This is a genomic window from Candidatus Reidiella endopervernicosa (genome assembly GCF_013343005.1).
GTDB lineage: Bacteria > Pseudomonadota > Gammaproteobacteria.
In genome coordinates this window covers 3,332,338-3,357,262 of the sequence record NZ_CP054491.1, presented here as the reverse complement: position 1 = coordinate 3,357,262, position 24,925 = coordinate 3,332,338, and the positions used below count along the sequence as shown (strand labels likewise).

The 24,925-nt window shown below is 56.7% G+C and carries 19 protein-coding genes; 3 read left to right on the top strand and 16 right to left on the bottom strand.

What is annotated here, in order from left to right; genetic code table 11:
- Positions 1-2 precede the first annotated feature (2 nt).
- The 4 genes from gspE to rhlB all read right to left on the bottom strand — a co-directional run bounded on the left by gspE (position 3) and on the right by rhlB (position 5,745).
- The gene (gene gspE / locus HUE57_RS18160) at positions 3-1,514 is read right to left on the bottom strand and encodes a type II secretion system ATPase GspE (protein WP_078482699.1); all 1,512 of its coding nucleotides are present in this window, start codon (positions 1,512-1,514) and stop codon (positions 3-5) included.
- On the bottom strand, positions 1,498-3,426 hold the full coding sequence (gspD, locus tag HUE57_RS18155; RefSeq protein WP_174673652.1) for a type II secretion system secretin GspD: 1,929 nt from the start codon (positions 3,424-3,426) through the stop codon (positions 1,498-1,500). Before gspD ends, gspE begins: the two co-directional genes overlap by 17 nt.
- 19 nt (positions 3,427-3,445) lie before the next feature.
- Positions 3,446-4,348: a type II secretion system protein GspC gene (gspC, locus tag HUE57_RS18150; protein ID WP_236860641.1), complete on the bottom strand. Its 903-nt coding sequence runs from the start codon at positions 4,346-4,348 to the stop codon at positions 3,446-3,448.
- A 119-nt stretch (positions 4,349-4,467) separates the two neighbouring features.
- Positions 4,468-5,745, bottom strand: coding sequence for an ATP-dependent RNA helicase RhlB (gene rhlB, locus HUE57_RS18145; protein WP_078482696.1), 1,278 nt, complete (start codon positions 5,743-5,745; stop codon positions 4,468-4,470).
- Between the two features lie 228 nt (positions 5,746-5,973).
- Here rhlB and trxA point away from each other — a divergent pair, with 228 nt between their 5' ends.
- Positions 5,974-6,300, top strand: a complete 327-nt coding sequence (gene trxA / locus HUE57_RS18140; RefSeq protein ID WP_078482695.1) for a thioredoxin TrxA — start codon at positions 5,974-5,976, stop codon at positions 6,298-6,300.
- A 221-nt stretch (positions 6,301-6,521) separates the two neighbouring features.
- On the top strand, positions 6,522-7,778 hold the full coding sequence (gene rho, locus HUE57_RS18135; RefSeq protein WP_078482694.1) for a transcription termination factor Rho: 1,257 nt from the start codon (positions 6,522-6,524) through the stop codon (positions 7,776-7,778).
- A 22-nt stretch (positions 7,779-7,800) separates the two neighbouring features.
- Here rho and HUE57_RS18130 read toward each other — a convergent pair whose 3' ends face one another.
- Positions 7,801-10,287: a glycogen/starch/alpha-glucan phosphorylase gene (locus HUE57_RS18130; RefSeq protein WP_078482693.1), complete on the bottom strand. Its 2,487-nt coding sequence runs from the start codon at positions 10,285-10,287 to the stop codon at positions 7,801-7,803.
- A gap of 243 nt (positions 10,288-10,530) precedes the next feature.
- On the opposite strand from HUE57_RS18130, the gene HUE57_RS18125 reads away from it, so the two are divergent.
- Positions 10,531-11,115, top strand: coding sequence for a CBS domain-containing protein (locus tag HUE57_RS18125; protein ID WP_078482692.1), 585 nt, complete (start codon positions 10,531-10,533; stop codon positions 11,113-11,115).
- Between the two features lie 55 nt (positions 11,116-11,170).
- Here HUE57_RS18125 and purD read toward each other — a convergent pair whose 3' ends face one another.
- The 11 genes from purD to dsbD form a co-directional block, all read right to left on the bottom strand.
- Entirely contained in the window at positions 11,171-12,460 is a 1,290-nt protein-coding gene (purD, locus tag HUE57_RS18120) for a phosphoribosylamine--glycine ligase (RefSeq protein ID WP_078482691.1), read from the bottom strand.
- An 865-nt stretch (positions 12,461-13,325) separates the two neighbouring features.
- A complete protein-coding gene (locus HUE57_RS18115) occupies positions 13,326-15,245 on the bottom strand; it encodes a tetratricopeptide repeat-containing sulfotransferase family protein (RefSeq protein WP_078482690.1) in 1,920 nt (639 codons plus the stop codon).
- 14 nt (positions 15,246-15,259) lie between these two features.
- The gene (gene purH, locus HUE57_RS18110; protein ID WP_078482689.1) at positions 15,260-16,819 is read right to left on the bottom strand and encodes a bifunctional phosphoribosylaminoimidazolecarboxamide formyltransferase/IMP cyclohydrolase; all 1,560 of its coding nucleotides are present in this window, start codon (positions 16,817-16,819) and stop codon (positions 15,260-15,262) included.
- A gap of 105 nt (positions 16,820-16,924) precedes the next feature.
- Entirely contained in the window at positions 16,925-17,182 is a 258-nt protein-coding gene (gene fis, locus HUE57_RS18105; protein WP_078482688.1) for a DNA-binding transcriptional regulator Fis, read from the bottom strand.
- Complete coding sequence (gene dusB, locus HUE57_RS18100; protein WP_078482705.1) at positions 17,179-18,168, bottom strand: tRNA dihydrouridine synthase DusB; 990 nt, start codon at positions 18,166-18,168, stop codon at positions 17,179-17,181. Before dusB ends, fis begins: the two co-directional genes overlap by 4 nt.
- A gap of 92 nt (positions 18,169-18,260) precedes the next feature.
- A complete protein-coding gene (locus tag HUE57_RS18095; protein ID WP_078482704.1) occupies positions 18,261-19,097 on the bottom strand; it encodes a DUF3426 domain-containing protein in 837 nt (278 codons plus the stop codon).
- A gap of 76 nt (positions 19,098-19,173) precedes the next feature.
- Entirely contained in the window at positions 19,174-20,055 is an 882-nt protein-coding gene (gene prmA, locus HUE57_RS18090; protein ID WP_078482687.1) for a 50S ribosomal protein L11 methyltransferase, read from the bottom strand.
- Between the two features lie 72 nt (positions 20,056-20,127).
- Complete coding sequence (accC, locus tag HUE57_RS18085) at positions 20,128-21,468, bottom strand: acetyl-CoA carboxylase biotin carboxylase subunit (protein WP_078482686.1); 1,341 nt, start codon at positions 21,466-21,468, stop codon at positions 20,128-20,130.
- A gap of 30 nt (positions 21,469-21,498) precedes the next feature.
- Positions 21,499-21,963, bottom strand: a complete 465-nt coding sequence (accB, locus tag HUE57_RS18080) for an acetyl-CoA carboxylase biotin carboxyl carrier protein (protein ID WP_078482685.1) — start codon at positions 21,961-21,963, stop codon at positions 21,499-21,501.
- 30 nt (positions 21,964-21,993) lie between these two features.
- Positions 21,994-22,434: a type II 3-dehydroquinate dehydratase gene (gene aroQ / locus HUE57_RS18075; protein WP_078482684.1), complete on the bottom strand. Its 441-nt coding sequence runs from the start codon at positions 22,432-22,434 to the stop codon at positions 21,994-21,996.
- Positions 22,435-22,653: 219 nt separating this feature from the next.
- A complete protein-coding gene (gene dsbD, locus HUE57_RS18070) occupies positions 22,654-24,921 on the bottom strand; it encodes a protein-disulfide reductase DsbD (protein ID WP_078482683.1) in 2,268 nt (755 codons plus the stop codon).
- Between the last annotated feature and the right edge of the window lie 4 nt (positions 24,922-24,925).

Here is a 24,925-nt window from a genome sequence, read left to right as displayed (position 1 = left end):
GGTTAGTCGCTACGAATCACGCGCAGAACCTCTTCCAGTGCAGTTTCACCGGTGAGGACACGACGGACACCGTCGCTATGGATGCCAGGTGAACGGGTGCGGGCGTGGCGCTCTAGCTCATGTTCGCCAGCACCGTCGTGGATCATGGTGCGCAGCTGCTCGTCGATCTCGATCAATTCGTAGATACCACTTCGACCGCGATAGCCGAGACCGTTGCAGTGCGGGCAGCCGACCGGGTTGTAGAGGGTGGGTGGATTTGATGGATCGACTCCCATCACTTCGCAGTCGCTAGTGCCAGCGCTATAGGGCTCTTTGCAGTGGTCGCAGAGCAGGCGGATCAGTCGCTGTGAGAGTACGCCGATCAGGCTCGATGAGAGCAGGAACGGTTCAACGCCCATATCACGCAGACGGGTTACGGCACCTGCAGCAGTGTTGGTATGCAGGGTTGAGAGCACCAGGTGACCGGTCAGGCTCGACTGTACCGCGATCTCGGCGGTCTCCAGATCACGAATCTCACCCACCATCACGACATCGGGGTCCTGTCGCAGGATGGCGCGCAGACCGCGGGCGAAGCTCATGTCGACCTTGGTGTTGACCTGGGTCTGGCCGATGCCGTCGATGTAGTACTCGATCGGATCCTCGACGGTCATGATGTTGCGCCGTGCCGCATTGAGACGACTCAGCGCCGCGTAGAGGGTGGTGGTTTTACCCGAACCGGTTGGGCCGGTGACGAGAATAATGCCGTGTGGTTTATGGATCAGGCTATCGAGTGAGTCGCGACTGGCGGCCAGCATGCCGAGCTGCTCAAGGTCGAGACGCCCCGCCTGTTTGTCGAGCAGTCGTAGCACCACGCGCTCACCGTGGCCGGAGGGGAGGGTGGAGACGCGCACATCGACTGGACGACCGGCAACGCGCAGAGAGATGCGCCCATCCTGCGGCAGTCGTTTCTCGGCAATGTCGAGCTTGGCCATCACCTTGATGCGTGAAACCAACAGTGGCGCCAGCACCCGCTGTGGTTCGATCACCTGGCGTAGCACACCGTCGATGCGAAAGCGGACCACCAGGCGGTTCTCGAACGGTTCGATATGGATATCGGAGGCACCCTCTTTGACCGCCTCGGTGAGCAGGGCGTTGATCAGGCGAATGATCGGCGCATCGTCCTCGCTCTCCATCAGATCTTCTGGTTCGGGCAGCTGCTCGGCGATGCTGAAGAGATCGAGATCCTCGCCCATATCCTCCATCATCTGTGCGGCGTGACCGGCGTTCTGCTCATAACCCGAGGCGAGTCGGGCGTCGAACGCCTCCTCGCTGGTGCGCTCCAGGATAAAGGGGGCATCGAGGAAGCGTTTCACTTCAGCGATGGTGGCCGTGGTCAGTCCAGGACGATAGAGCACTCGCAGTGGCTCCCCATCTCCGCCGGTCACCAATACGCCGTGACGTTTGGCAAAGGCAAACGGCAGTCGCCGGGTGCTCTGCTCCAGTGCGCTCATCGCATCGCTACTGATGACTGCCATCGGCCTCGGCTTCGTAGGGGGTAGGCAGGGTCATCATCTGTTCCATCTCAGGCAGCAGTGGTGCACTTTCGCCGGGCATCAGCGGTACGCCATTTTTCTGAAGATCGAGCTGCTGGGCGCGAATCAGGCTGTATTTACTGCCGCTGATTTTGGTCTCGGTAGCGGCATCGCGCATGATCTGCGGATGGAGGAAGACCATCAGATTGCGCTTCTCCTTGGTGGTGTGTTTGTAGCTGAAGAGGTGGCCGAGCAGCGGGATGTTGCCGAGGCCCGGCACCTTCTCCACGCTTTCACGCTGCTGATCATCGATCAGCCCGCCGAGCACCAGCACTCGGCCATCTTCGACCATCACGCTGGTGCGAATCGAGCGGGTGTTGGTGATGATGTCGGAGGCGCTGGTGCCGGTGGTGCTGATGCTCGAGACCTCCTGTTCGATGTCGAGCTTGATCGCGTTACCTTCGTTAATCTGCGGTTTGACCTTCAGGGTCAGACCGACATCCTCGCGCTGGATCGTTTGGAACGGGTTGTCGGGGGTGCTGCCGCTGCCGGCACTGGTGTAGGAGCCGGTAACAAACGGCACATTCTGACCGACGACAATCTCCGCCTCCTGGTTATCCATCATCACCAGGCTCGGGGTGGAGAGGATGTTGGTTGAGCCGTCGCTGCCGAGTGCGCGTAGAAGTACACCTAGATTGAGGAACTCGGTGCCGAGTAAGGTCTTGGTCCCTTCAAAATAACCGAGGCTGAGGCCGTCGCCGACACCGAGCGGATTGGCGCTGACTGCGTTGATACCGTTCTTGGTGATATTGAAGTTGGTGCCGCCGATGCCGCCAGTGCCGTTGGGGTCGGACATGGCGCGCCACTGCACACCAAGCTCAGCCGCCTTATCGGAGCGGATTTCGGCGATCACCGCCTCGACCAGAACCTGTGCCCGTCGTACATCGAGCTGACGCACCACGGCGTGCAGGGTGCGCTGCATTGCTGGGGGTGCAGTGATTACCAGCGCATTGTTGCTCTCATGCGCCTGGATGGTAACGCTGCTGGTCTCGACCTTTTTGCTCTTCTCTTTCTGTTCGCTGACGATGTTCTGGCTGACGCCGGTGATCACCGGGGCGAGCTCCTTGGCGCTGGCGTAGCGCAGGAAGATGACCTGGGTGTCGCCCTCGCTCTCCATCTCCACCGGTGTGTCGAGGTGGGCGATCAGGGCGCGCAGACGTAGTCGTTCACTCTTGTCGGCAAACAGCAGGATGGTGTTGGTGCGTTCATCGGCAACCAGTGCTCGTTCAGAGCTGCTGCTCTGTCCGCCCTTACCCTTGGCGGGTGCGGCACCCTCGCTGGCCTGGTCGATGCGACGAATGATCTTCTCCAGACGCGCCACATTAGCGGCACGGTCGGAGACGATCAGCACGTTGGTCTCGGCGTGGGCAGCGAGGTGGCCCTGTTGAGGAATCAGCGGACGCAGAATTGGAACCAGCTGCGCCGCGTTGCTGTACTCGATCGGGATGACACGGGTGATGGTCTCATCGCCGCGCAGGCGTGGACCATCGCGAACTGGAGTGGCGCCCTGCTTGGCATTGACCTCGGGGACGATCTTGATGATCTTGCCGCTCTCAACGGCGGCGTAGCCGTGTACCTGCAGGATCGAGAGGAAGACGCGGTAGAGCGCCTCGCCCTCCATGCTGCGTGAGGAGATGACGGTGACCTTACCCTTGACGCGTGGGTCGACAATAAAGTTTTTACCGGTCGCGCTCGAGACCAGTTCGATCAGAGTGGTGATCTCGGCATCCTTCATCTCCAGCGTCACCGGAGCCGCGTTCACAAAGGGGGCGACGGTGAGTGCCAGGCTCAGCAGGAGTGCGCTTTTGAGGCCGGTGAGGGCGTGGCGCAGGCGATGTTTGTTTTTTGACTTCATTGCTCTTCTCTGTCGCTGACTACTCTACCCTGTAGAGGAATGTTTTCTGGGAACCGTTTCGCAGAATATCGATCTGTAGTTCGGTGGCGCTGTTGAGGTTCTGCAGTACCTCCATGCCGCGCATCGGATTATCGAGCGCGATGCCATTCACAGCGGTGATGGTGTCGCCACGGCGCAGTCCAAGCTGGCGTAGTTTGCGCTCACGACTATCGATGCGGTTGATGCGGAAACCTTTGAAGCTGCCATTCTGATTCACTGGCGAAAGATTGATGCGTTGGCTCAGGGTGCTGAGATCACTGCTGAGGCGCTCCCGATATTCACGCACGATATTGGTCATGGCACGGCTGCTGCGTTGATCGACACGCTGGGTGCTGGTGCTACGGGAGGCACTGCTACTCCGCGGTTTTGTTGCCGCAGTATTACGGTGCTTGGGCAGGTGCAGGGTTTCGAGTCGACCGTTGCGCTCCAGTACTACATGATCGTTTTCAATCTGATGCAGAGTGGCTCCACCGGGTAGCTCATCGCCCACGGTGTAGAGGTGTTCGCCGCTGCCGGGGGCCTCGATGATGGCGCGAGCAGTTGCTTCACTGGCGGCGGCCAACAGGCCGCGCAGGATCAGGTTGAGGCGTGTCGGTGGTGCCTGTTCCATCGGTTGCGGCGTGACAACACGCTGAGTCTCTACCTTGCCAAAGAGCTGCAAGGCGGCGATCTGTTCGGCGCTATTGTGCTCAGCGGCATGTTTGGCCGATGCCTGCTGGATTGTCTGTTGGCGGGTCTGTGGTTCGGGCTCGGGTGCGGTAAAACGCCAGGTGAGCTGCGCCAGTTGGTAGGCGATCAGCACCACCAGGATCAGATTGATCAGGGTAATGATGAAGCGCTGCGCGCCATCAGGTTTAGTTAGTGAGGTGGGTAGTCTCGCCACTTGCGTTGCCATCACATTCCATCGTTCATTATTTCGCGCAGCATACCAATGTTCAGCTCATCTCTATAGAGAGTGGGGCTGCCTAACTGTGTGGCGTGTCACGAAACGGGTAGTGCAACTCAAGAGTGGCGCTTGTGTGGACGGTTGTTGCGACGCCCCTGTGACTGTCCGCCGCGGCCATTGGGCTTGCGTGGGCGACGTTCGCGCTTGGCCGGAGGTTTAGGTTCGACCAATAGGTCGCTGCTGACCGGCTCGGAGGGAATCTTGTAACCGATATAACTCTCGATGTCGGGCAGTGAGAAGCTGTAGTCCTCACAGGCGAAGCTGATCGCATCACCACTGGCACCGGCTCGAGCGGTACGGCCAATGCGATGCACGTAGTCCTCGGCATCCTGTGGCAGGTCGAAATTGAAGACGTGACTCACCTCAGGTACATGCAGACCACGGGCCGCCACGTCGGTGGCGATCAGAATCGGCAGCTCACCCTGCTGGAACTGCTCCAGCAGACGCTGACGTTTCTGCTGCGGTACATCGCCGGAGAGCACCGCCGCCTTGAGGTCGTTGCCCTCGAGGTAGGCGTCGATACGTTCTGCCATGCGTTTGGTGTTAACAAAGATGATGCTGCGGGTCGGGACCATCTGGTTGATCAGGCCAAGCAGTAGCGGGATCTTCTCGTCGTTGGCGGTGTAGTAGATCGCCTGGCGCACATTGTCAGCGGTCACACTGTCGGTCTCAATCGTGACCTTGGTTGGGTTGTTCATGTGCTCGTAGGCGAGTTCGGTAACGCGCATTGAAAGGGTTGCCGAGAAGAGCATGTTGAGACGTTTGTCGGGATCGGGCATGCGACGCAGCAGATAGCGGATGTCATCGATGAAGCCGAGGTCGAACATACGGTCTGCCTCGTCAAGAACCAGTACCTGTGCCTCGCGCAGATTGAAGACCTTCTGCTTGAAGTAGTCGATGATGCGCCCTGGTGTCCCGATCAGAATGTCGACACCCTCCTGTAACATGGTGCGCTGCTGCTCGTAACCGGTGCCACCGTAGACCAGTCCCAGCTTCAGTCCGGTATGTCGGCCGAGTGATTCGGCGTCCTTGTGAATCTGGATCGCCAGCTCTCGGGTTGGAGCAAGAATCATCGCGCGAGGCTGATTCGGTTTGCGGTGTTCGGTGGCGGGATGGGTGAGCAGGTATTGGAAACCGGCGAGCAGAAAGGCAGCGGTCTTGCCAGTGCCGGTCTGTGCCTGCCCCGCCACATCGTGCCCTTCGAGGGCGGGTGGCAGGGTCTCAGCCTGGATTGGGGTGCAGTACGAAAAGCCCGTCTCCTCAATGCCTTGGATGAGTGGCTCGGCAAGTCCGAGGCTGGAAAATTTTGTCTCTGTCAGGTTCTTTTCGCTCATGAGTCCAGAGCATAACTTAAAAGTGTGACCGTTTGGACTTGAAATGTGTCGACATCTGGGCTCAAATTGCAGCTACCCTGTAGAGAACAGTTCTGCAGAATGAGAATAATCGAAAAGATACTGAACTGATTACCCCGAATTTTGAAGGCCGCCTCGATTCCCGTCTCACCACTGTGATGCGTCGTGCGGCTTAGTGAAATCACCCGAATTAATCTGGAGGCAGAAAGAGTGAGTGACCAAATCGTCTACGTGACCGATGACAGCTTTGAAGAAGAAGTATTGAAGGCCGATATCCCTGTGCTGGTTGATTATTGGGCAGAGTGGTGCGGTCCCTGCAAGATGATTGCCCCGATCCTCGATGAGATTGCCTCTGAATATGCCGGTAAGGTCAAGGTGACCAAGCTCAATATCGACGAGAACACCAACACCCCACCTAAGTTTGGTATTCGCGGCATTCCGACCCTGATGCTGTTCAAGGGTGGAAACGTCGAAGCGACTAAGGTTGGCGCGCTCTCCAAATCTCAGCTCTCCGCCTTTATCGATAGCAACCTGTAGCAGTGGTCGGGAGGTCTGGTCAGTAGGCTGGACCTCCCGTTGCTTCCGTGTTAGCGTTAGCAACCATCAAGTCGTGCACAACGTTCCCAGTTGAAGACGCGACACAACGATTCCCGATTCGAAACTAATTTATATACCCATAACCGATCATCCGTACGGGTCTGTCCTGGCCTGAGCGAATTCCCAATTCCTTTATCTCCACACTACCGAAGCATGAAGCTATGAACCTAACCGACCTTAAGAAAAAAACCGCATCCGAAGTCCTTGAGCTGGCGCAGTCGATGAAGATCGACAATATGGCGCGCTCACGCAAACAGGATGTCATCTTCGCCATCCTCAAGGCGCACGCCAAGAGTGGTGAGGATATCTACGGAGATGGTGTGCTGGAGATTTTGCAGGATGGCTTCGGCTTCCTGCGTGGTGCCGATAGTTCCTATCTGGCCGGTCCCGACGATATCTACGTCTCACCGAGTCAGATTCGTCGTTTTGGTCTGCGTACCGGTGATACCGTCTCTGGCAAGATTCGCCCCCCTAAAGAGGGTGAGCGCTACTTCGCACTGCTCAAGGTCGACAAGATTAACTTCGAGAAGCCGGAGAACGCGAAGAACAAGGTGTTGTTCGAGAATCTCACGCCACTGCACCCCAACGAACGTCTGACGCTCGAGCTGGGTAACGGTAGTACGGAAGATATTACCCCGCGTGTTATCGATCTCGCCTCGCCAATTGGCAAGGGCCAACGTGGTCTGGTGGTCTCGCCGCCTAAGGCGGGTAAGACGATGATGCTGCATGACATCGCCCACTCGATCGCTGAGAACCATCCAGAGTGTTATCTGATCGTACTGCTGATCGATGAGCGTCCGGAGGAGGTTACCGAGATGGCTCGTTCGGTTAAGGGTGAGGTGGTCTCCTCAACCTTCGATGAGCCAGCCAGCCGACATGTGCAGGTTGCCGAGATGGTGATCGAGAAGGCGAAGCGTCTGGTGGAGCACAAGAAAGATGTGGTGATTCTGCTCGACTCAATCACCCGTCTGGCACGCGCCTACAACACCGTGATCCCCTCATCGGGCAAGGTGCTCACCGGTGGTGTCGATGCCAATGCGTTGCATCGTCCGAAGCGTTTCTTCGGCGCGGCACGTAATGTCGAGGAGGGTGGTTCGCTCACCATTATCGCTACCGCACTGGTTGAGACCGGTTCGCGTATGGATGATGTGATCTACGAGGAGTTCAAGGGCACCGGTAATATGGAGGTCCATCTCGACCGCCGTATCGCTGAGAAGCGCGTCTACCCGGCAATCAACATCAACCGTTCGGGCACCCGTCGTGAGGAGCTGCTGACCAAGGCCGATGAGTTGCAGAAAATCTGGATCCTGCGCAAGGTTGTGCACGAGATGGATGAGCTGGCGGCGATGGAGTTCCTGCTTGATCGTCTCAAGACATCCAAGTCGAACAATGAGTTCTTTGACTCGATGAAGCGATAAATCGCTTTAACTCAAATACCGGTCAGTCGCAGGATTGCCTGCAGACCGGCTTCACTCCCCAGATCTTCTCTGCATAATCACGAATCGAGCGATCGCTCGAGAAGTGGCCCATGTTGGCAACATTGAGAATCGCACTACGATCCCACGCCTCGGAGTCGCGATAGAGCGCCTCTACGCGCTGCTGGCATGCGATGTAGTCGGCGTAGTCGTCGAGTACCAGATAGTGGTCCTCTCTTCTTAGTGTCTCGAGCAGTGGTTTATAGCGCGTCGGATCGTCGGGTGAGAAGAAACCTGAATCGATCATCTCTAACACCTGCTGTAACTCCTTTGAGGCCTCGATCGGTTGCTGCGGGTTGTAACCCTGCTGGCGAAGCTGCTTCACCGAGTCGGTGGTGTGGCCAAAGATGAAAATGTTCTCCTCCCCCACTTCATCACGAATCTCGACATTGGCGCCATCAAGGGTGCCGATAGTCAGTGCGCCGTTGAGCGCGAGTTTCATGTTGCCGGTGCCTGAGGCCTCCATGCCAGCGGTGGATATCTGTTCTGAAAGCTCGGCCGCCGGGATGATGTCGAGGGCGGTCGATACGTCGTAGTTGGGTACAAAAACAACCCTGAGCAGGTCACCGACTGCCGGGTCGTGGTTGATGATGTCGGCAATATCGTTTGCTAGTTTGATGATTAGTTTTGCTGTGGCATAGCCGGGAGCCGCCTTGCCACTCATGATAATGGTGCGCGGGACGATCTCGTCACCCTGGCCGCTACGGATACGGTTGTAGAGGGTGACCACATGTAGCAGGTTGAGTAGTTGGCGTTTGTATTCGTGGATGCGTTTGATCTGTACGTCGAATAGTGAATCGGTGCGCACCTCGATTTCGAGATGCTGTTTGATCAGTTCTACCAGTCGCTTTTTATTGGCCTGTTTAACGGCGTGAAAGCGTCTGCGGAACTCAGCATCTTCCGCAAAGGGCTCAAGTTTTTTCAGCTCATCAAGGTGCGTGGTCCACTTTGTGCCGATCATTTCGGTGATCAATTGAGATAACTGTGGATTGGCCTGGTTGAGCCAGCGACGTGGAGTAATGCCGTTGGTGATGTTGATGATCTTCTCGGGGTAGAAGCTGTGGAAGTCGGCGAAGATCGTCTCCTTCATCAGTTCGGTGTGCAGTGCGGCCACGCCGTTGACGTGGTGGCTGCCGACTATCGCCAGATGGGCCATGCGGATGTGCTGCTCTCCATCCTCACTAAAGATCGACATGCGGCTCAACAGGCCAGCATCGCCGGGATGAGTGTGCATCACATCGTTGAGAAAACGGCGGTTAATCTCCTGAATGATCTGTAGATGACGCGGTAACATGCGGCCGAACAGTGCTACCGGCCAGGTCTCAAGCGCCTCAGGCAGCAGGGTGTGGTTGGTGTAGGAGAAGGTGCGGGTGGTGATCGACCACGCCTCCTTCCACTCCAGTTGATGGTGGTCGACCAGCAGGTGCATCATCTCGGGAACGGCAATCGCCGGGTGGGTGTCGTTGAGCTGGACGGCAACCTTGTCGGGCAGCTCGGTGATGTTGTCATGATGTTTCTGGAAGCGGAACAGAATGTCCTGCAGTGAGGCGCTGACAAAGAAGTACTCTTGCTGCAGGCGCAGTTCACGCCCCATCACTGTGGTGTCGTTGGGGTAGAGCACGCGGGAGAGGTTCTCCGAGATATTCTTCTCCTCTACCGCCATGATGTAGTCGCCCTGATTGAAGTAGTTGAGATCGAAATCGCGACTACCTTTTGCCGACCAGAGGCGCATGTTGTTGACGCTGTCATTTTTGTAGCCGGGGATCGGGGTGTCGTAGGCCATCGCCATCACCTCCTCGGTGTCGATCCAGTGGTGATGATTTCGACCCTCTTCGTCCTTGTACTGCACCACGCGCCCCTTGAACTTGACGTTAAATAACACCTCAGGACGGGCATACTCCCAGGGATTGCCATAGCGCAGCCAGTTCTCCGGATGTTCGACCTGCCAGCCGTTGCGGATCTGCTGTTTGAACATGCCGTATTCGTAGCGGATGCCATAGCCGTAGCCGGGCAGGCAGAGGGTGGCCATCGAGTCGAGGAAACAGGCGGCGAGACGGCCGAGACCGCCATTGCCGAGTGCGGCGTCATCCTCAATTTCACGAATGCGTTCCAGCTCATACCCCATCTCCTGTAACGCCTCACGACACGGCTCGTGAAAGTCGAGATTGAGCAGGCTGTTTGTCAGGGTGCGGCCGATCAGAAACTCGAGAGAGAGGTAGTAGATGCGCTTGGCATCCTTCTCGTAGTAGCTACGCATCGTCTCCATCCAGCGTTCGATAAGACGATCTCGTACCGTATAGGCGGTGGTGTGGAACCAGTCACGCTCGGTGGCGGTGAACTGATCCTTGCCGACGGTGTAGGTGAGTCGGTTGGCCAGCGAGCGTTTGATCGATTCGGTGTCGATGTCGAGATGATCGAAGTTGATCTCGCCGCGCTCTGATTTCTCATCCATTGCTCAGTGACCTTTCTAATCCGCTGGTTAGCCCTGGGAACAGGGTAGATAAGCCTTAAACTTAGCACGTGGTTGCGGATGTGCGTGTTACAGATATCAAATAAAGCTCTATTAGAAAAAAGGTTTATTCATAAAAACAATGTGGTTTAAAAATATATTGATACCAGAATGGTTTACATCGGTGGGTGGAATGATTATTACTAGGGCTACGTAGAGTGGTGAAGCAGAATTGGAGGTACCCTGATGTCAGAAAACTATAACCCTATGTCATACGCCTATCTTGAGAGCGGAGTGACCTATCGTCGTCCGCCGCAGCGTCTGCCAGATCGCGTTAAGCTGACCAGCCCCGCAACCGATGTTATGACCGACCTGACTAAGGTGGCCGGTATGACAATGGGACCCTGTGCTGGGCTCGATGCGGCTCATCAACGCATGGTCGCCAGTGGCGTGCGGCTACTGATGGTTGCCGATCAGCAGAATAATATTCTCGGCATCATTACCAGTACCGACCTCTCTGGTGACCGTCCATTGAAATATCTACAGGAGGTGGGTGGCAAGCGTGAGGACATCTTTATTCGTGACATCATGACGCCGCAGGAGAAGCTGGAGGTGTTGAGCATTGCTGATGTTGAGCGCGCTCATGTCGGCGATGTGGTGGCAACCATGAAAACGGTGGGTCGTCAGCATGCCTTGGTGGTTGATACAGATGCGGATGGCAATCAGGTGATTCGCGGCATCTTCTCTGCCAAGCAGATCGGTATGCAGCTGGGCGAATCAATCGATACGATCGAGATCGCCAAGACTTTTGCCGAGGTGGTGGGGCGTTAGAAGAGATGCATGGGCGCCTTGCCGCTCGGCAAGACGCGGCATTGAAAAGGGGAGCTTAGGCTCCCTTTTCACGTTCTATGGCGCGATAACCGATATCGCGTCGCATGAACATACCATTCCAGGAGATCTTGTCGGCCAGTGCGTAGGCGTTGGCCTGTGCTTCGCTGACGCTATTGCCCAATGCCGTGGCGCAGAGCACGCGTCCACCGGCGGTGACGACACTACCATCCTTGTTTGCTGTGCCAGCATGGAAGATCTTGGCATTCTCTGAATCAGCACCATCAAGGCCGTTGATCTCATCTCCCTTGCCGTAACTGCCGGGATAGCCGCCTGCGGCGAGTACCACACCCATTGAGGCGCGCTCATCCCACTCGGTTGAGGCGCTGTCGAGCTTGCGGTCAAGGGTGGTATTGCAGAGTGCGACTAGATCCGACTTCAGACGCATCATAATCGGTTGAGTCTCTGGGTCACCGAAGCGGCAGTTGTACTCGATTACCTTCGGAGTGCCGTCAGCGGAAATCATCAGTCCCGCATAGAGGAAACCAGTGTAGGGATTGCCTTCGTCGGCCATGCCCTCGACGGTAGGCTCAATCACCTCGGCCATGATGCGGTTGTGGATCTCAGCGGTAACCACCGGAGCGGGGGAGTAGGCGCCCATGCCGCCGGTGTTGGGACCGCTATCGCCCTCGCCCACACGCTTGTGGTCCTGGCTGGTCGCCATCGGCAAAATGTTTTTACCATCGACCATGACGATGAAGCTCGCCTCCTCACCCTCCAGATACTCCTCGATGACGACGCGGTGGCCCGCTTCGCCGAAGGCGTTGCCAGCAAGCATATCCTTTACCGCTGCCACGGCCTTCTCGAGGGTCATGGCGACGATGACGCCCTTGCCAGCGGCGAGGCCGTCGGCCTTGATCACAATCGGTGCACCCACCTGATCGAGGTAGGCGAGGGCGGGTTCAACCTCAGTGAAGTTTTGATAGTCGGCAGTTGGGATCTGGTGGCGGGCGAGGAAGTCCTTGGTGAAGACCTTGGAGCCTTCGAGCTGTGCTGCGCCCTTGCTGGGCCCGAAGCAGCGAAGTCCCTCAGCTTCAAAGGCGTCAACCACGCCGATGACCAGCGGTGCTTCAGGACCGACGATGGTAAGGTCGATCACCTGCTCTTTGGCAAAAGCGATCAGTGCCTCGATATCCTCGACGCCGATATCGACATTCTCCAGCTTCGCTTCTCGCGTGGTGCCGGCGTTGCCTGGGGCGACAAATACCTTCTCAACCTCAGATGACTGCGCTGCCTTCCAGGCTAGTGCATGCTCGCGACCGCCGCTACCGATAACCAGAACCTTCATCTCGACTCCCACCTTCAGCTTCAGAAATAGATTAGGGGCCGTATCTTACTGCTTACGTTCGGCGCTGTCTTGGTGTGACACGGCTGTCGCTTGGCAGTCGGACAAACTCATGACAAGTAGCGTGAAATGTCATGTCATGACATGACATCGCTGCATGGCGCAACATGTCAATACCCTATTAAATCAATAAGATACAGATTGGCGCGCTGATTGCTATATAGGGATTAGTCACTGGGTGATCTGGAGTGAGGTGTAAGGGCCTTGCTCGCAGGATCCCGGTCTAGAGAGTGACTAGTGAAATTTAGCATTGTGGTGAGTTATAGGGGCCTCCTCCGGGGCCCCTTTTTTTTGCCTTTTTTTTTCTTGAGTAATCAGCGGCTGAGATACACAAATCAATAGTGCCTCTGCTGGTGTAGATGAATCTTGAAGGGGGCTACATGGTGGTGGTTATTTGAGCGCAGTGTTGGAATAGGGCTCAATAGCATGACTGGTGTCTGCGCTGTCGATGAGAGGTGGAGTGAATATATTGTAGTGCTCTGCCTTTGTGGGATGCTGATGTGACGGTGATGCCTGGGCGCGCTTCTAACTAATGGAGTGGCTTGAGCTGAACAGAGCTGGATTGCTCCAGCACGGGATCGGTATTTAGTGGTTGATCGCCACGTGCAATGCGTTTGCGGTCGAGGGTATTCCGAACAGCTTCACCATATTTTGAATGGAGTAGATGCGCTCAAGGGCGGAGAGAATCGGTTATGTCCGATTGTCGGCTCCAAGCTTGTCGAAGTTGATTTGAATGCACATCTTTGTATGTATACGGCTAAGGCTAATTCGATGATGTTGGCGAGTTAATGGTCCCGATAAATTTTTATCATTCGGTTGGGTAGCCAAAATGAGAGGCGTAGGGGGCTAGTTGTTCAATCACGGGTTCAAGCTCATTGATGTAGCGTCGCCAACGATATTTGGCGCGCTGATAGATCGGTTCGCTGACCTGCAGGTAACTGGGGGTTTTGATAAAGCCGCGATCTCTGGCGTGACTGGCGTAGTCGAGTAGAGTTGGGTCCCACTCCAGACCGAGGAAGTCGATCACTTCGCGGCTACTTGTTTCCAGGTTATCCACGAGTGATTCATAGGGTAGCTTGTGAACATTGAGCGGAAGAGTTGTTTCATACTGCTGCCACAGTGACATGACGGTGGAGTAGAGTTTGGCGCAATCTTCAATGGTCTGGAAGTTGGCCATCGCATCATTGAGATGATAGTCCTGCATGAAGTTGCTAAGGCATACGTCGTAAGGGTGACGAAGAGAGAGGATGATCTTGGCGTCTGGAAAGAGCCGATGAATTGCGCCGATACGGATCGTGTTGAGTGGTAATTTGTCGACCAGTTGCTCTCCAGGCTTGAGTTTGACCCTCTCTGAGGCGAGGTTGAAATAGTCACGACGCAGCGTCTCCAGCAACTCATCGCTGATTGAAGCCAATCCCCCTGGATATCCTCCTCCCTGCTCATTGACCAACCCCATCAGTGATGCGATGACCGGTTGCTCCTCCATTACTCTGAGATTAGGATGGCTGTTGAGGATCTGGTCCAGAAGAGTGGTGCCTGAGCGTGGAAAGCCGACGATGAAAACCGGACAGGGCAGTTGGTCGGTAATCGATGTCTGATGCCACTGTCCGAACCACTCCGGTGAGAACTGCTGGTGTAGCTGTTTAAGCTGATTCAGATAGCGCTCTTTTTGTACGCTACCATCGTTAATTTCTGCGCTACGAATGTTATTGCCAGCAGAGAAGTGGTGGAATGCCTTTGCGCTCTCCTGAGCTCGGTCGTAAAGCATGCCAAGCTCAAAGTGTATTGAGCCGGCTTCTTCACCCAGATTGTTTCTGATATCAATTTGATTGAGTAGCGATAAAGCCTGTTCGATATTGCCCTCTCGTCGCAGCAGGGTGGCCATCAGGCGTTGTGCGCCAAGATGTGAGGCGTTGAGTTCTATGGCGCGTATGAGTGCCTTTTTGGCCTCGGGAAGTCGATGTAGAGCGTTGTAGATCTGTCCCAGTTTGAAATGGATGTCGATTAGTCTGGGGTTGAGTTTAACTGCATGGTTGAAGGCGGTAAGTGCAGCTTCAAACTGGTCGAGCCACATCTGTGCGATGCCAAGGCCAACGAAGGCGTCCGGGATGTTTGGGTGCTGTTCGGAGATATCACTAAATAGTGTGATAGCGCGCTGATATTGCTTTTGATCGATCAGTACGTTACCCAGGTTGATTCGGGCAGTGAGCAGAGTGGGCGCAATATCGAGTGCTTTCTGATACGCCTCCGCAGCGGCTCTCAGGTCACCTTTGGAGCGTAGTGCGGTGCCAAGATTGTCGTGGAGCTGCGGGATTTCTGGACGTAGGCTGATGGCAGTCTGATAGCAGGTTATCGCCTGTTCAGGTTCACCTCGAGCAAGAAGTGAATTACCAAGATTGGCATGCGCGGCGAAAAAGTCTGGGTCGACGTTGATGGCAGTTCTGAACGCGTTTTCAGCCGCCTCTCCTTTTCCTGCAGATGCATAAGCGTTGCCAAGGTCTTTAAGGTGTTGGGCGTTCTCCTGTGGAGCTGAGGTGGCGCTTTCAAGTAGTTCTATCGCGCGCTCCAGATCGCCACGCTGAAGTGCTATGGTGCCGAGACCATGCTGAGCATCGGTAGCATTGGGATACTCATGCAGAATCTTTAACCAGAGCGATTCCGCATCATCGAGCAGCCCTGCACTCAGTAGTGCAGTGGCGCGCTCGTGTGCGCTGGCCGTCGATTCCATTAGCTCTGTTCGGATTAGTGTCGGAAGTGGCGCATGCCGGTGAAGACCATCGCCATGCCGTGCTCATCGGCGGCGGCGATGACCTCTTCGTCGCGCATTGAGCCGCCGGGCTGGATTACGGCTGCTATGCCTGCCTCGGCGGCGCTATCGATGCCGTCACGGAAGGGGAAGAAGGCATCGGAGGCCATGACTGAACCGGGAACGCTTAGTCCCGCATGCTCCGCCTTGATGCCGGCGATACGTGCCGAGTTGATGCGGCTCATCTGGCCGGCGCCCACTCCAATGGTCATATTCTCATTGCCGTAGACGATGGCGTTGGATTTGACGAACTTGGCGACGCGCCAGCTGAACATTAGGTCGGCCATCTCCTGCTCGGTGGGCTGACGTTTAGAGACGACTTTGATCTCATTGGTCAGCAGAAGGTCGTTTGACTGTACCAGCAGGCCGCCGTTGACACGTTTGAAGTCGAGGGTTTCGAGTGAGTCGTCCCAGCTACCACACTCCAACACACGCACATTTTTCTTTTCGGCCAGTACTTCCAGAGCCTCGGTTGAAACAGAGGGGGCGATGATTACCTCGACAAACTGACGGTCGATGATGGTCTTGGCGGTATGGTCATCAAGCTCGCCGTTGAAGGCGATGATTCCGCCAAAGGCAGACTCGGGGTCGGTGCTATAGGCGCGGTCGTAGGCGGTGAGCAGGTCATCGCCGATGGCGACGCCACAAGGGTTGGCGTGCTTGACGATGACGCATGCGGGGCCCTCATTGAACTGTTTTACGCACTCAAGTGCCGCATCGGTATCACCGATATTGTTGTAAGAGAGCTCCTTACCCTGTAGCTGGCGAGCAGTGGCGATTGAGCCCTCCGGTGCATTCGGCTCGACGAAGAACGCGGCCTTCTGGTGCGGGTTCTCGCCGTAACGCATCGTCTGTACCTGTTTCACCTGCAGGTTGAAGGTGCGTGGGAAATCGGTTTTTTCTTCGCCTGAAACCAGCTTTCCGAGGTGGTTGGCGATCATGCCGTCGTAGCGCGCGGTGTGCTCGTAGGTCTTCACGGCCAGGTCGAAGCGGGTGTTGTAGCTGGTCTCTCCGCTGTTGTTCTTCATCTCGTTTAGGACACGATCATAATCGTCAGCATCGACGATGATGGTGACATCCTTATGGTTCTTCGCCGCTGCACGAATCATGGTTGGGCCGCCGATGTCGATGTTCTCAATCGCATCCTCAAGCGTACAGTCGGGTTTGGCGACGGTCTGTTCGAAGGGGTAGAGGTTGACCACCACCATGTCGATACCGCCAATGTTGTGCTCACCCATCACTGCATCATCGGTGCCGCGACGGCCGAGGATGCCACCGTGGATCTTCGGGTGCAGGGTCTTGACGCGTCCATCCATCATCTCGGGGAAACCGGTGTAGTCAGAGACCTCGATAACGGCGATGCCGCTGTCTGCCAGCAGTTTGGCGGTGCCACCGGTGGAGAGGATCTCCACGCCGAGGCCGCTCAGCTCTTTGGCGAAGTCGACGATTCCGCTCTTGTCGGAGACGCTAATCAGGGCGCGTTGAATCTTGCTCATGATGGATCCTTCTAAATTTATGTAAAGATGTTGCCGCAAGCGCGGGGCTCATTCGGCCCGGAGAGGCTCGCTACGGTAGGCGCTATGCTCCAGCCGTGAAATGGTTTATCTGTCCAGGTTGTGCTCTTTGAGCTTCTTTCTCAGGGTGCTGCGATTGATGCCGAGGATCTCGGCGGCGCGGGTCTGATTGCCCTGCGCATAGATCATCACGGTCTCGAGCAGTGGATGTTCTACCTCGCCCATTACCATGCGATAGAGGTCCTCAGGCTGATGGCCGTTGAGGTCCATAAAATAGAGTTCGAGTGCCGATCGAACGCTCTCACGCAGAGGTTTGGCGCTCTTTTTCTGTTTTACACTGCTCATGCGGCAATTCCCTGCTCGTCACTGAGTTGTTGAAAAAATTCCCGAGTGATCCGTAGCTGCTCATCGATCGTCTCAGTGTGATTCATCTCGTTGCGGAACTGTGCGCCGTTGCGCTGCCCCTTGCTGTACCAGGCGATATGTTTGCGCGCCATACGTACACCGGTGTACTCACCATAGAAGTGGTAGAGGTTTTCGAGATGACCCAGCAGAATGTCGCGAATCTCGTCGACAGCCGGATCGGGTAGTTTTTCGCCGGTCGTCAGATAGTGCTCAATCTCGCGGAAGATCCAGGGGCGCCCCTGAGCGGCACGACCGATCATCACCGCATCGGCACCGGTCTGTTCCAGCACAAACTTGGCCTTCTCAGGGGTGGTGATGTCGCCGTTTGCTGTGACCGGTATAGCGATCTCTGATTTGATGGCGGCGATTGTCTCGTACTCGGCATCACCACGATAGGCATCGGCGCGGGTGCGGCCGTGGACCGCCAGTGCCTGGATGCCTGCGCTCTCGGCGATCCTGGCGATTGATACGCCGTTACGGCTATCGCGATCCCAGCCGGTGCGAATCTTGAGCGTGACGGGAAGATTAGGAACGGCGTTGACCACGCTCTCCAGAATCTTGCCGACCAGTAGCTCATCTCTGAGCAGGGCGGAGCCCGCCTGGACGTTGCAGACCTTTTTTGCTGGGCAACCCATATTGATATCGATAATCTGTGCGCCGTTGTCGGCGTTATAGCGTGCCGCATCGGCCATCATCTTTGGGTCGGCGCCCATGATCTGTACCGAGCGCGGCTCTGATTCGCCATCGTGGTTGGCGCGGCGCTGGGTCTTCTTGCTGCCCCAGAGCAGCGAGTTGGAGGAGACCATTTCGGAGACGGCCATACCCGCGCCCAGCTCACGGCAGAGCTGACGGAAAGGCTGGTCAGTGATGCCAGCCATTGGTGCCAGAATAAGTCTATTGCGTAGTTTGTAGGGTCCGATCTGCATCGCCATCTTCGTGTCTTGACGCCCGTTCGGGCGGTGGAGCGAACGCAGTATCATAACCCCAAAGTGGGGTGGCTGAAAGAGAGTGTGGCGGGTTAGAGCAACTCGATCTGGAATGAGGCGGCATCGCTGCCGGGATCGATCACTTCGAGTCGGACCGTGGTGGGGGTGTTGGCGGCCATCCCCTCATCGAGGTCAGTCTCATCTGCAATATACTCCCAAGGCTGAAAATCGCGTGCTGCGGTGGTCTGGCCGTTGATGTTGGCAAGTGAGAGGCGCAGTGTCGGGTAGGGTTGGGTGAACTCGGCGGTGCTGACCAGTTTGGCTGAAATCAGTAGTGCCTTGGCATTGTCAGGGTGGCTGCGTACATCGCGCTCGACGACCTCAATGCGCTGCAGATCGCGACGCTCCGGAATCTCACAATCGAGTGTGTCGCAGAGCATCTCGATCGGTTCGGCCAGAAAGGCGATTTGAGAGAGCTCGACGCGTAGCACGTAGAGCCCCTGTAGAAGCAGGGCGCTAATCAGCAAGAGTGAGGCGAAGCTCCAGGCTAGTGTGGAGAGCAGGCCGCCACTGTGTTTTACCTTGGTGGCTGACTTTTGCGCGGCTGCCGCCTCTTGTTGTTCCTTCTCCAGCTCAGTTTCGGCCAGCACCTTGGCAAAATCTTCGGCTGCAGGTTGGGGTGCAGCCTCAGCAGGGGTGTCAGGGATCTCTAAGATTTCGGGTTCATCTATGGCCGCTGTTGGCGTGGAGAGGTCGACGATATCCTCTTCGATCGCGACAGGTGTCGGCTCGGGTAACTGCTCCATCAGATGTTCGTCCGCCTTGAAGACCTGATTGCAGCTACCACAGCGTACCTTTCCAGAGGCGACCGCGAGGTCGGCATCACTTACTTCAAAGATGGTTTGGCATTCGGGGCACTGTGTATACATGGGCGTCGCGTCTGTATTCCGTTTTAGCGGTTATTGTTATCGGTCAACTCTAGCCGATATTTAAGCCGATGGACAATCAATCGAGTCGTACACCACTGAGGCGAACCCAGTCGTCTCGAACCACAGGCTCTGCCATTGCGAAGAAGGGCAGGTAGGCATCACGTACCATCTTGGCCTGCTCCTCAAGGATGCCAGAGAGACCAATCTGACCACCGGCTGGCAGCAGTGCCGAGAGCTGGGGTGCCAGCTCGACCAGAGGCCCGGCCAGAATGTTGGCCACCACGACCTCGGTTTCAAATTCGGGGGCATTCTCGGGTAGTGCGACGTTGATCTTTTCTGCAACACCATTTTGTTCGGCGTTGTCGCGAGTCGCGGTAAGTGCCTGCGGGTCGATGTCGATTCCCAGTGCTGCCCTGGCGCCCAGCTTGGCCGCAGCGATGGCAAGGATGCCGGAGCCACAGCCGTAGTCGATAACCTGTTTATCGTGGAGATCGAGCCCGTCGAGCCACTCCAGGCAGAGTGCTGTGGTTGGATGGGTGCCGCTGCCGAAGGCGAGTCCGGGATCGAGCATGATGTTTATCGCTTCGGGCTCGGGTGGTTCGTGCCAACTCGGCACCACCCAGATGCGCTCACCAAACTGAATTGGTTTGAAGTCGGTCATCCACTCGCGGGTCCAGTCACGCTCCTCAAGTGGCTCCTGTTTCCACGGCGGTAGCTTGATCGGTCTGATGCGATGGCTCAGCTCTTTCATCAGGGCATCCAGGTCGATCGACCCGGGAAAGAGTGCCACGACCTGTGTGTCGCCCCAGAGCGGTTCGGTGCCGAGCTCCGGTTCGAAGATCGGTTGATCGCCACTATCCTTCAAGGAGACCGATGCGGCATCGAGTTCACTGAGTGTCTCGGAGAGTCGCTCTGCATCTTTAGCACTGCTCTCGAAGGTGATTTGAATCCAGTCCATATTCTCTATCGCTCAAAATGAAAAGGCCGCCACAGTGTGGCGGCCTTTAAGCTAACGAGCAGGGGGTGGTGATCAGAGCCCCAGCTTCTTCTCCAGGTAGTGGATGTCGGTACCACCCGCCTGGAAGGCTGCATCGGAGAGGATCTCCTGGTGCAGCGGACCATTGTGCTTGATGCCGTCGATCACCAGCTCCGCCAGAGCGTTCTGCATCCGGTTGAAGGCGATCTCACGTGAGTCTCCGTAAGAGATCAGCTTACCGATCATCGAATCGTAGTGCGGAGGTACGGTGTATCCGGTGTATATGTGTGAGTCGACACGGATGCCGGGGCCACCGGGTGGGTGGTAGAGGGCGATCTTGCCGGGTGAAGGCATGAAGGTCTCTGGATCCTCAGCGTTGATACGACACTCGACTGCATGGCCACGCACCTTGATATCGCTCTGTTGATAGGAGAGTGGTTCGCCGGCAGCGATTAGCAGCTGCTCCTTGACGATATCTACGCCGGTGATCATCTCGGTGACGGGATGCTCAACCTGTACGCGGGTGTTCATTTCGATGAAGTAGAACTCACCGTTTTCGTAAAGGAACTCGAAGGTGCCGGCACCGCGATAGCCGATATCAATACACGCCTTGGCGCAACGTTCACCGATCTCGGCGCGTAGCTCCTCGCTGATACCGGGAGCAGGTGCCTCCTCGACGACCTTCTGATTACGGCGCTGCATCGAGCAGTCGCGCTCTCCCAGATGAATGGCGTTGCCATGCTCGTCGGCAAGCACCTGAATCTCCACGTGACGTGGATGCTCCAGATACTTCTCCATGTAGACCTCATCGTTACCGAAGAACGATCCCGCTTCGGACTTGGTCATGGCGATGGCATTGAGCAGTGCCGCTTCGCTGTGGACCACGCGCATGCCGCGACCACCGCCGCCACCGGAGGCCTTGATGATGATCGGGTAGCCGATCTTCTTGGCGATACGAATGTTCTCAGCATCATCTTCACCGAGCGGGCCATCCGAGCCGGGTACGCAGGGTACGCCGGCCTTTTTCATCTCACGAATGGCACAGACCTTGTCGCCCATCACGCGAATAGTCGCGGCACGCGGTCCGATGAAGGTGAAGCCGCTCTGCTCAACACGCTCGGCAAAGTCAGCATTCTCAGAGAGGAAACCGTAACCGGGGTGGATGCCGACAGAGTCGGTGACCTCGGCGGCGCTGATCAGCGCCGGGATGTTGAGATAGCTCTGGGCCGAGGGTGGTGGGCCGATGCAGACCGATTCGTCGGCAAGGCGTACGTGTTTCAGGTCGCGATCTGCGGTGGAGTGGACGGCAACGGTCTTGATGCCCATCTCGCGGCAGGCGCGCAGGATTCGCAGGGCGATCTCCCCGCGGTTGGCAATAACTACTTTATCCAGCATGTTCGAATCCGTATAGGTAGGGCGAATCGATTATTCGATAACGAAGAGCGGCTGGCCAAACTCGACCGGCGTGCCATTTTCAACCAGGATCGCCTTGACGGTGCCCGCCTTGTCAGACTCGATCTGGTTGAACATTTTCATCGCCTCAATGATGCAGAGCGTATCGCCGGCAGCGACTGAATCACCCACCTCGACAAACGACTTGGCGCTTGGGGAGGATGAGCGGTACATGGTGCCGACCATCGGCGAGGTGACCTGATGTCCAGCAGGGATGGCGTCTCCACTCGCTTCCGGCTCGGCAGCTGCAGCTGCTGGAGCCGCCGCTGGTGCGGCTACAGGAGCCGCTGCAGGCATTGCCATCGCGGGCATAGCGACAGGTGCGCCCTGTGAGTGACGGCTGATACGTACCGACTCTTCACCCTCGTGAATTTCAATCTCAGCGATGCCGGACTCTTCCAGCAATTCTATCAATTTTTTTACTTTTCGAATGTCCATGTTCAGACCTGTATATGTTTGTGGTGGTGATTACTCGGAGAGGTGGTCGAGTGCGGCGAGTAGCGCCAGCTTGTACCCCATAGCCCCGAGACCGCTGATAACGCCAATGGCGACATCAGAAAAATAGGATTTATGTCGAAACGATTCGCGAGCGAAAACGTTGGAGAGGTGAATCTCGATAAAGGGAATCGAGACGCCCAGCAGCGCATCACGCAGTGCAACACTGGTATGGGTAAAGGCGGCCGGGTTGATGATGATGAACTCAACCTCCTCCAGGCGGGCCTGATGGACGCGCTCTACCAGTTCATGTTCAGCATTGCTCTGGAAGCTATCGAGCTCATAGCCCGCTTCGCCAGCCATCTCGGTCAGGCTCTCGGTAATGCTTGCAAGGTCCATTGCACCGTAGTGATCGGGTTCACGGGTACCGAGCAGATTGAGATTTGGGCCGTTCAGGAGCAGCAGACGAGCCATTTTTCCCCCAACGCCTTTGCGACGTTAATTATTGGGCGATTTTGTTGCTAACCGCACCGATTTTCTTAGAACTTGTTCAACGGCTGACAAGGCTGTCAGCGTCAGGCGCATTTTGCCCAAATTGGACGGAGTTGTCCATATGATTACGAGAAGATTACTTGTTCTGTGGAGATCGGAGCAGATGGCATCAAATTTGCCGGGTCTGCTCCGATGGTAGGTCTAGGGCTTGAAGGCAGCACTGGCATGCTCTGCGAACGCCTCGGCACCGAGAACACCGACCAGACGGTAGGGGCGAAGCTCATCGCCATTTCGGTCGAAGAAATGGATCGAGGGGAGGCCGGGCACGCTCATATGTTTGAGTAACGCCTTGTCAGTCGCATCGTTATCGGTCACATCGGCCTGCAACAGCACCGCCGTTTTCAGGGTCTGTTCGACCTTGGGATCGGAGAAGGTGAAACGTTCAAGCTCTCTGCAGGAGATACACCAATCGGCATAGAAGTCGAGCATCATCGGACGGTTCTGGCTGCTCGCCTCGGCGATTGCGGCGTTAAGTTCATCGATCCCCTTGATCTGCTTGAAACGATGTTCTGCTTCGGCCACAGCGCCAGCGCCTGCTGTGCCGCTGGTAAAGGAGAGGCCGCGTAGTGGTTGCAGTACCTCCTGACCGCCGGATGCCGCCCCGACCATCAGCAGCACGCCGTAGACCATCATGACCACGCCAGAACCCTTCCAGAATTTTTTCATGCCGCTCGCCTCGAAGGGTAGCGGCTCGGTGGCGCCGAGGTAGATGGCTGAGCCGATCAGTAGCGCGGCCCAGAGCATCATGGTGACGGCAGTGGGGACAATGCGCTCGAGCATCCATACCGCGATCGCTAGCAGCATTACGCCAAATACTGCCTTGACGTTATTCATCCAGCCGCCGGCCTGCGGCAGCAGCTTGCCGGCTGAGGTGCCGATGGCGAGCAGTGGTACACCCATGCCGAGTCCCATCGCAAACAGTGCGGCACCACCGAGCAGCGCATCACCGCTCTGACCTATATATATAAGTGCGCCCGCCAGCGGTGCGGCAACGCAGGGGCCGACGATCAACGCCGAGAGGAAGCCCATGATCACCACGCCGATGATGGTGCCGCCCTCCTGTCGGTGGCTGATAGCGTTGAGTTTGTTCTGAATTGCGCTGGGCATCTGCAGGTCGTAGAAACCGAACATTGAGAAGGCGAGTGCGACAAAGATCAGGCTGAAGCTGCCGAGAATCCACGGGTCCTGAAAGGCGGCCTGCAGGTTGGCACCAAACATCCCGGCAATGACACCGGCGATGGCGTAGGTGATGGCCATCGGGATTACATAGGCGATCGAGAGGGTGAAGGCGCGACGGGTGGTGATGTCCTCACCCTGACCGACGATGATGCTGGAGAGGATCGGCACCATCGGCAGTACGCAGGGGGTGAAGGTGAGCAGCAGGCCGAAGCCGAAGAAGGCGAGCAGGATCAACCAGACGCTACCACTCTGCAGCATTTGGGCGATACGGTCCTGCTCGGCCAGTGGTGGTGCGTCAGCGGCGGGAGCTGAGGTTGTCACTGCAGACGCGGTCGTTGCAGAGGCGGTGATAGTAACCGACTGCTCGCGCTCCTCAGGTGGGTAGCAGAGACCGCTCTCGGCGCAGCCCTGAAAGCCGATCACCAGTGTGAGTTGCTCTGTGGGTTCGCCTTCCCAGCTAACCGGTGCGGTGGCGGTGAAGTTCTTCTGGTAGATCTCCATGCGACCAAAGAACTCATCATTTTTTACCTTGCCGGCGGGTAGCTGGACCTCGCCAAGGGTGGCGGTGGAGGCGCCCTTGATTGAGAAGTGGAGTTTGTCGCGGTAGAGGTAATAGCCCTCAGTGACGCGCCAGTTGATAAGCAGCTGATTGTTACCGGGTGAGTCGACGCTGAAGGCAAACGCCTCGTCGACCGGCAGAAATTCGCTCTCCTCGCCGCCGAGTCCAAAGCTTTGTCCCAGCTTTTTCAGGCTGGAGAAGGGGGATGAGGTGTTGCTGCTTTCGGGCGCAGCGGCTGCGGGTAGGGTAATCAGCTTGCTCTCGTTGACCGGGGTATAACAGACGCCAACATCAGCACAGCCCTGTGAGGTGGTGAGTAGGGTCAGGTCAACCGGACCGCTCTGGGAGTGGCTGACGGGAATCTCAATGCGAACGCTGCCGCGATAGGTCTCCACCGGTTTGCCGTCGAGATCGGGCTCAACATCACCCGCTGGAAATTTGATCTCACCTAGCGTGATGCCGCCTGTCTCAGTGCTGAATTTGAAGCGCTTGCGATAGAGGTAGTAACCCTCGGCGATCTTCCATTCAGCAATAAGGGTCTCTGCATCAGCTGCGCTGACACTTAACTGGAACGCCTGCTCCGGATCGAGCAGCTCCCCCTCTTCAGCGAAGGCGAGCAGTGGCAGAGTGATCAGCAGGGTGGTGAGCCAGCGGGTCAGTTTACGATGCATAGTA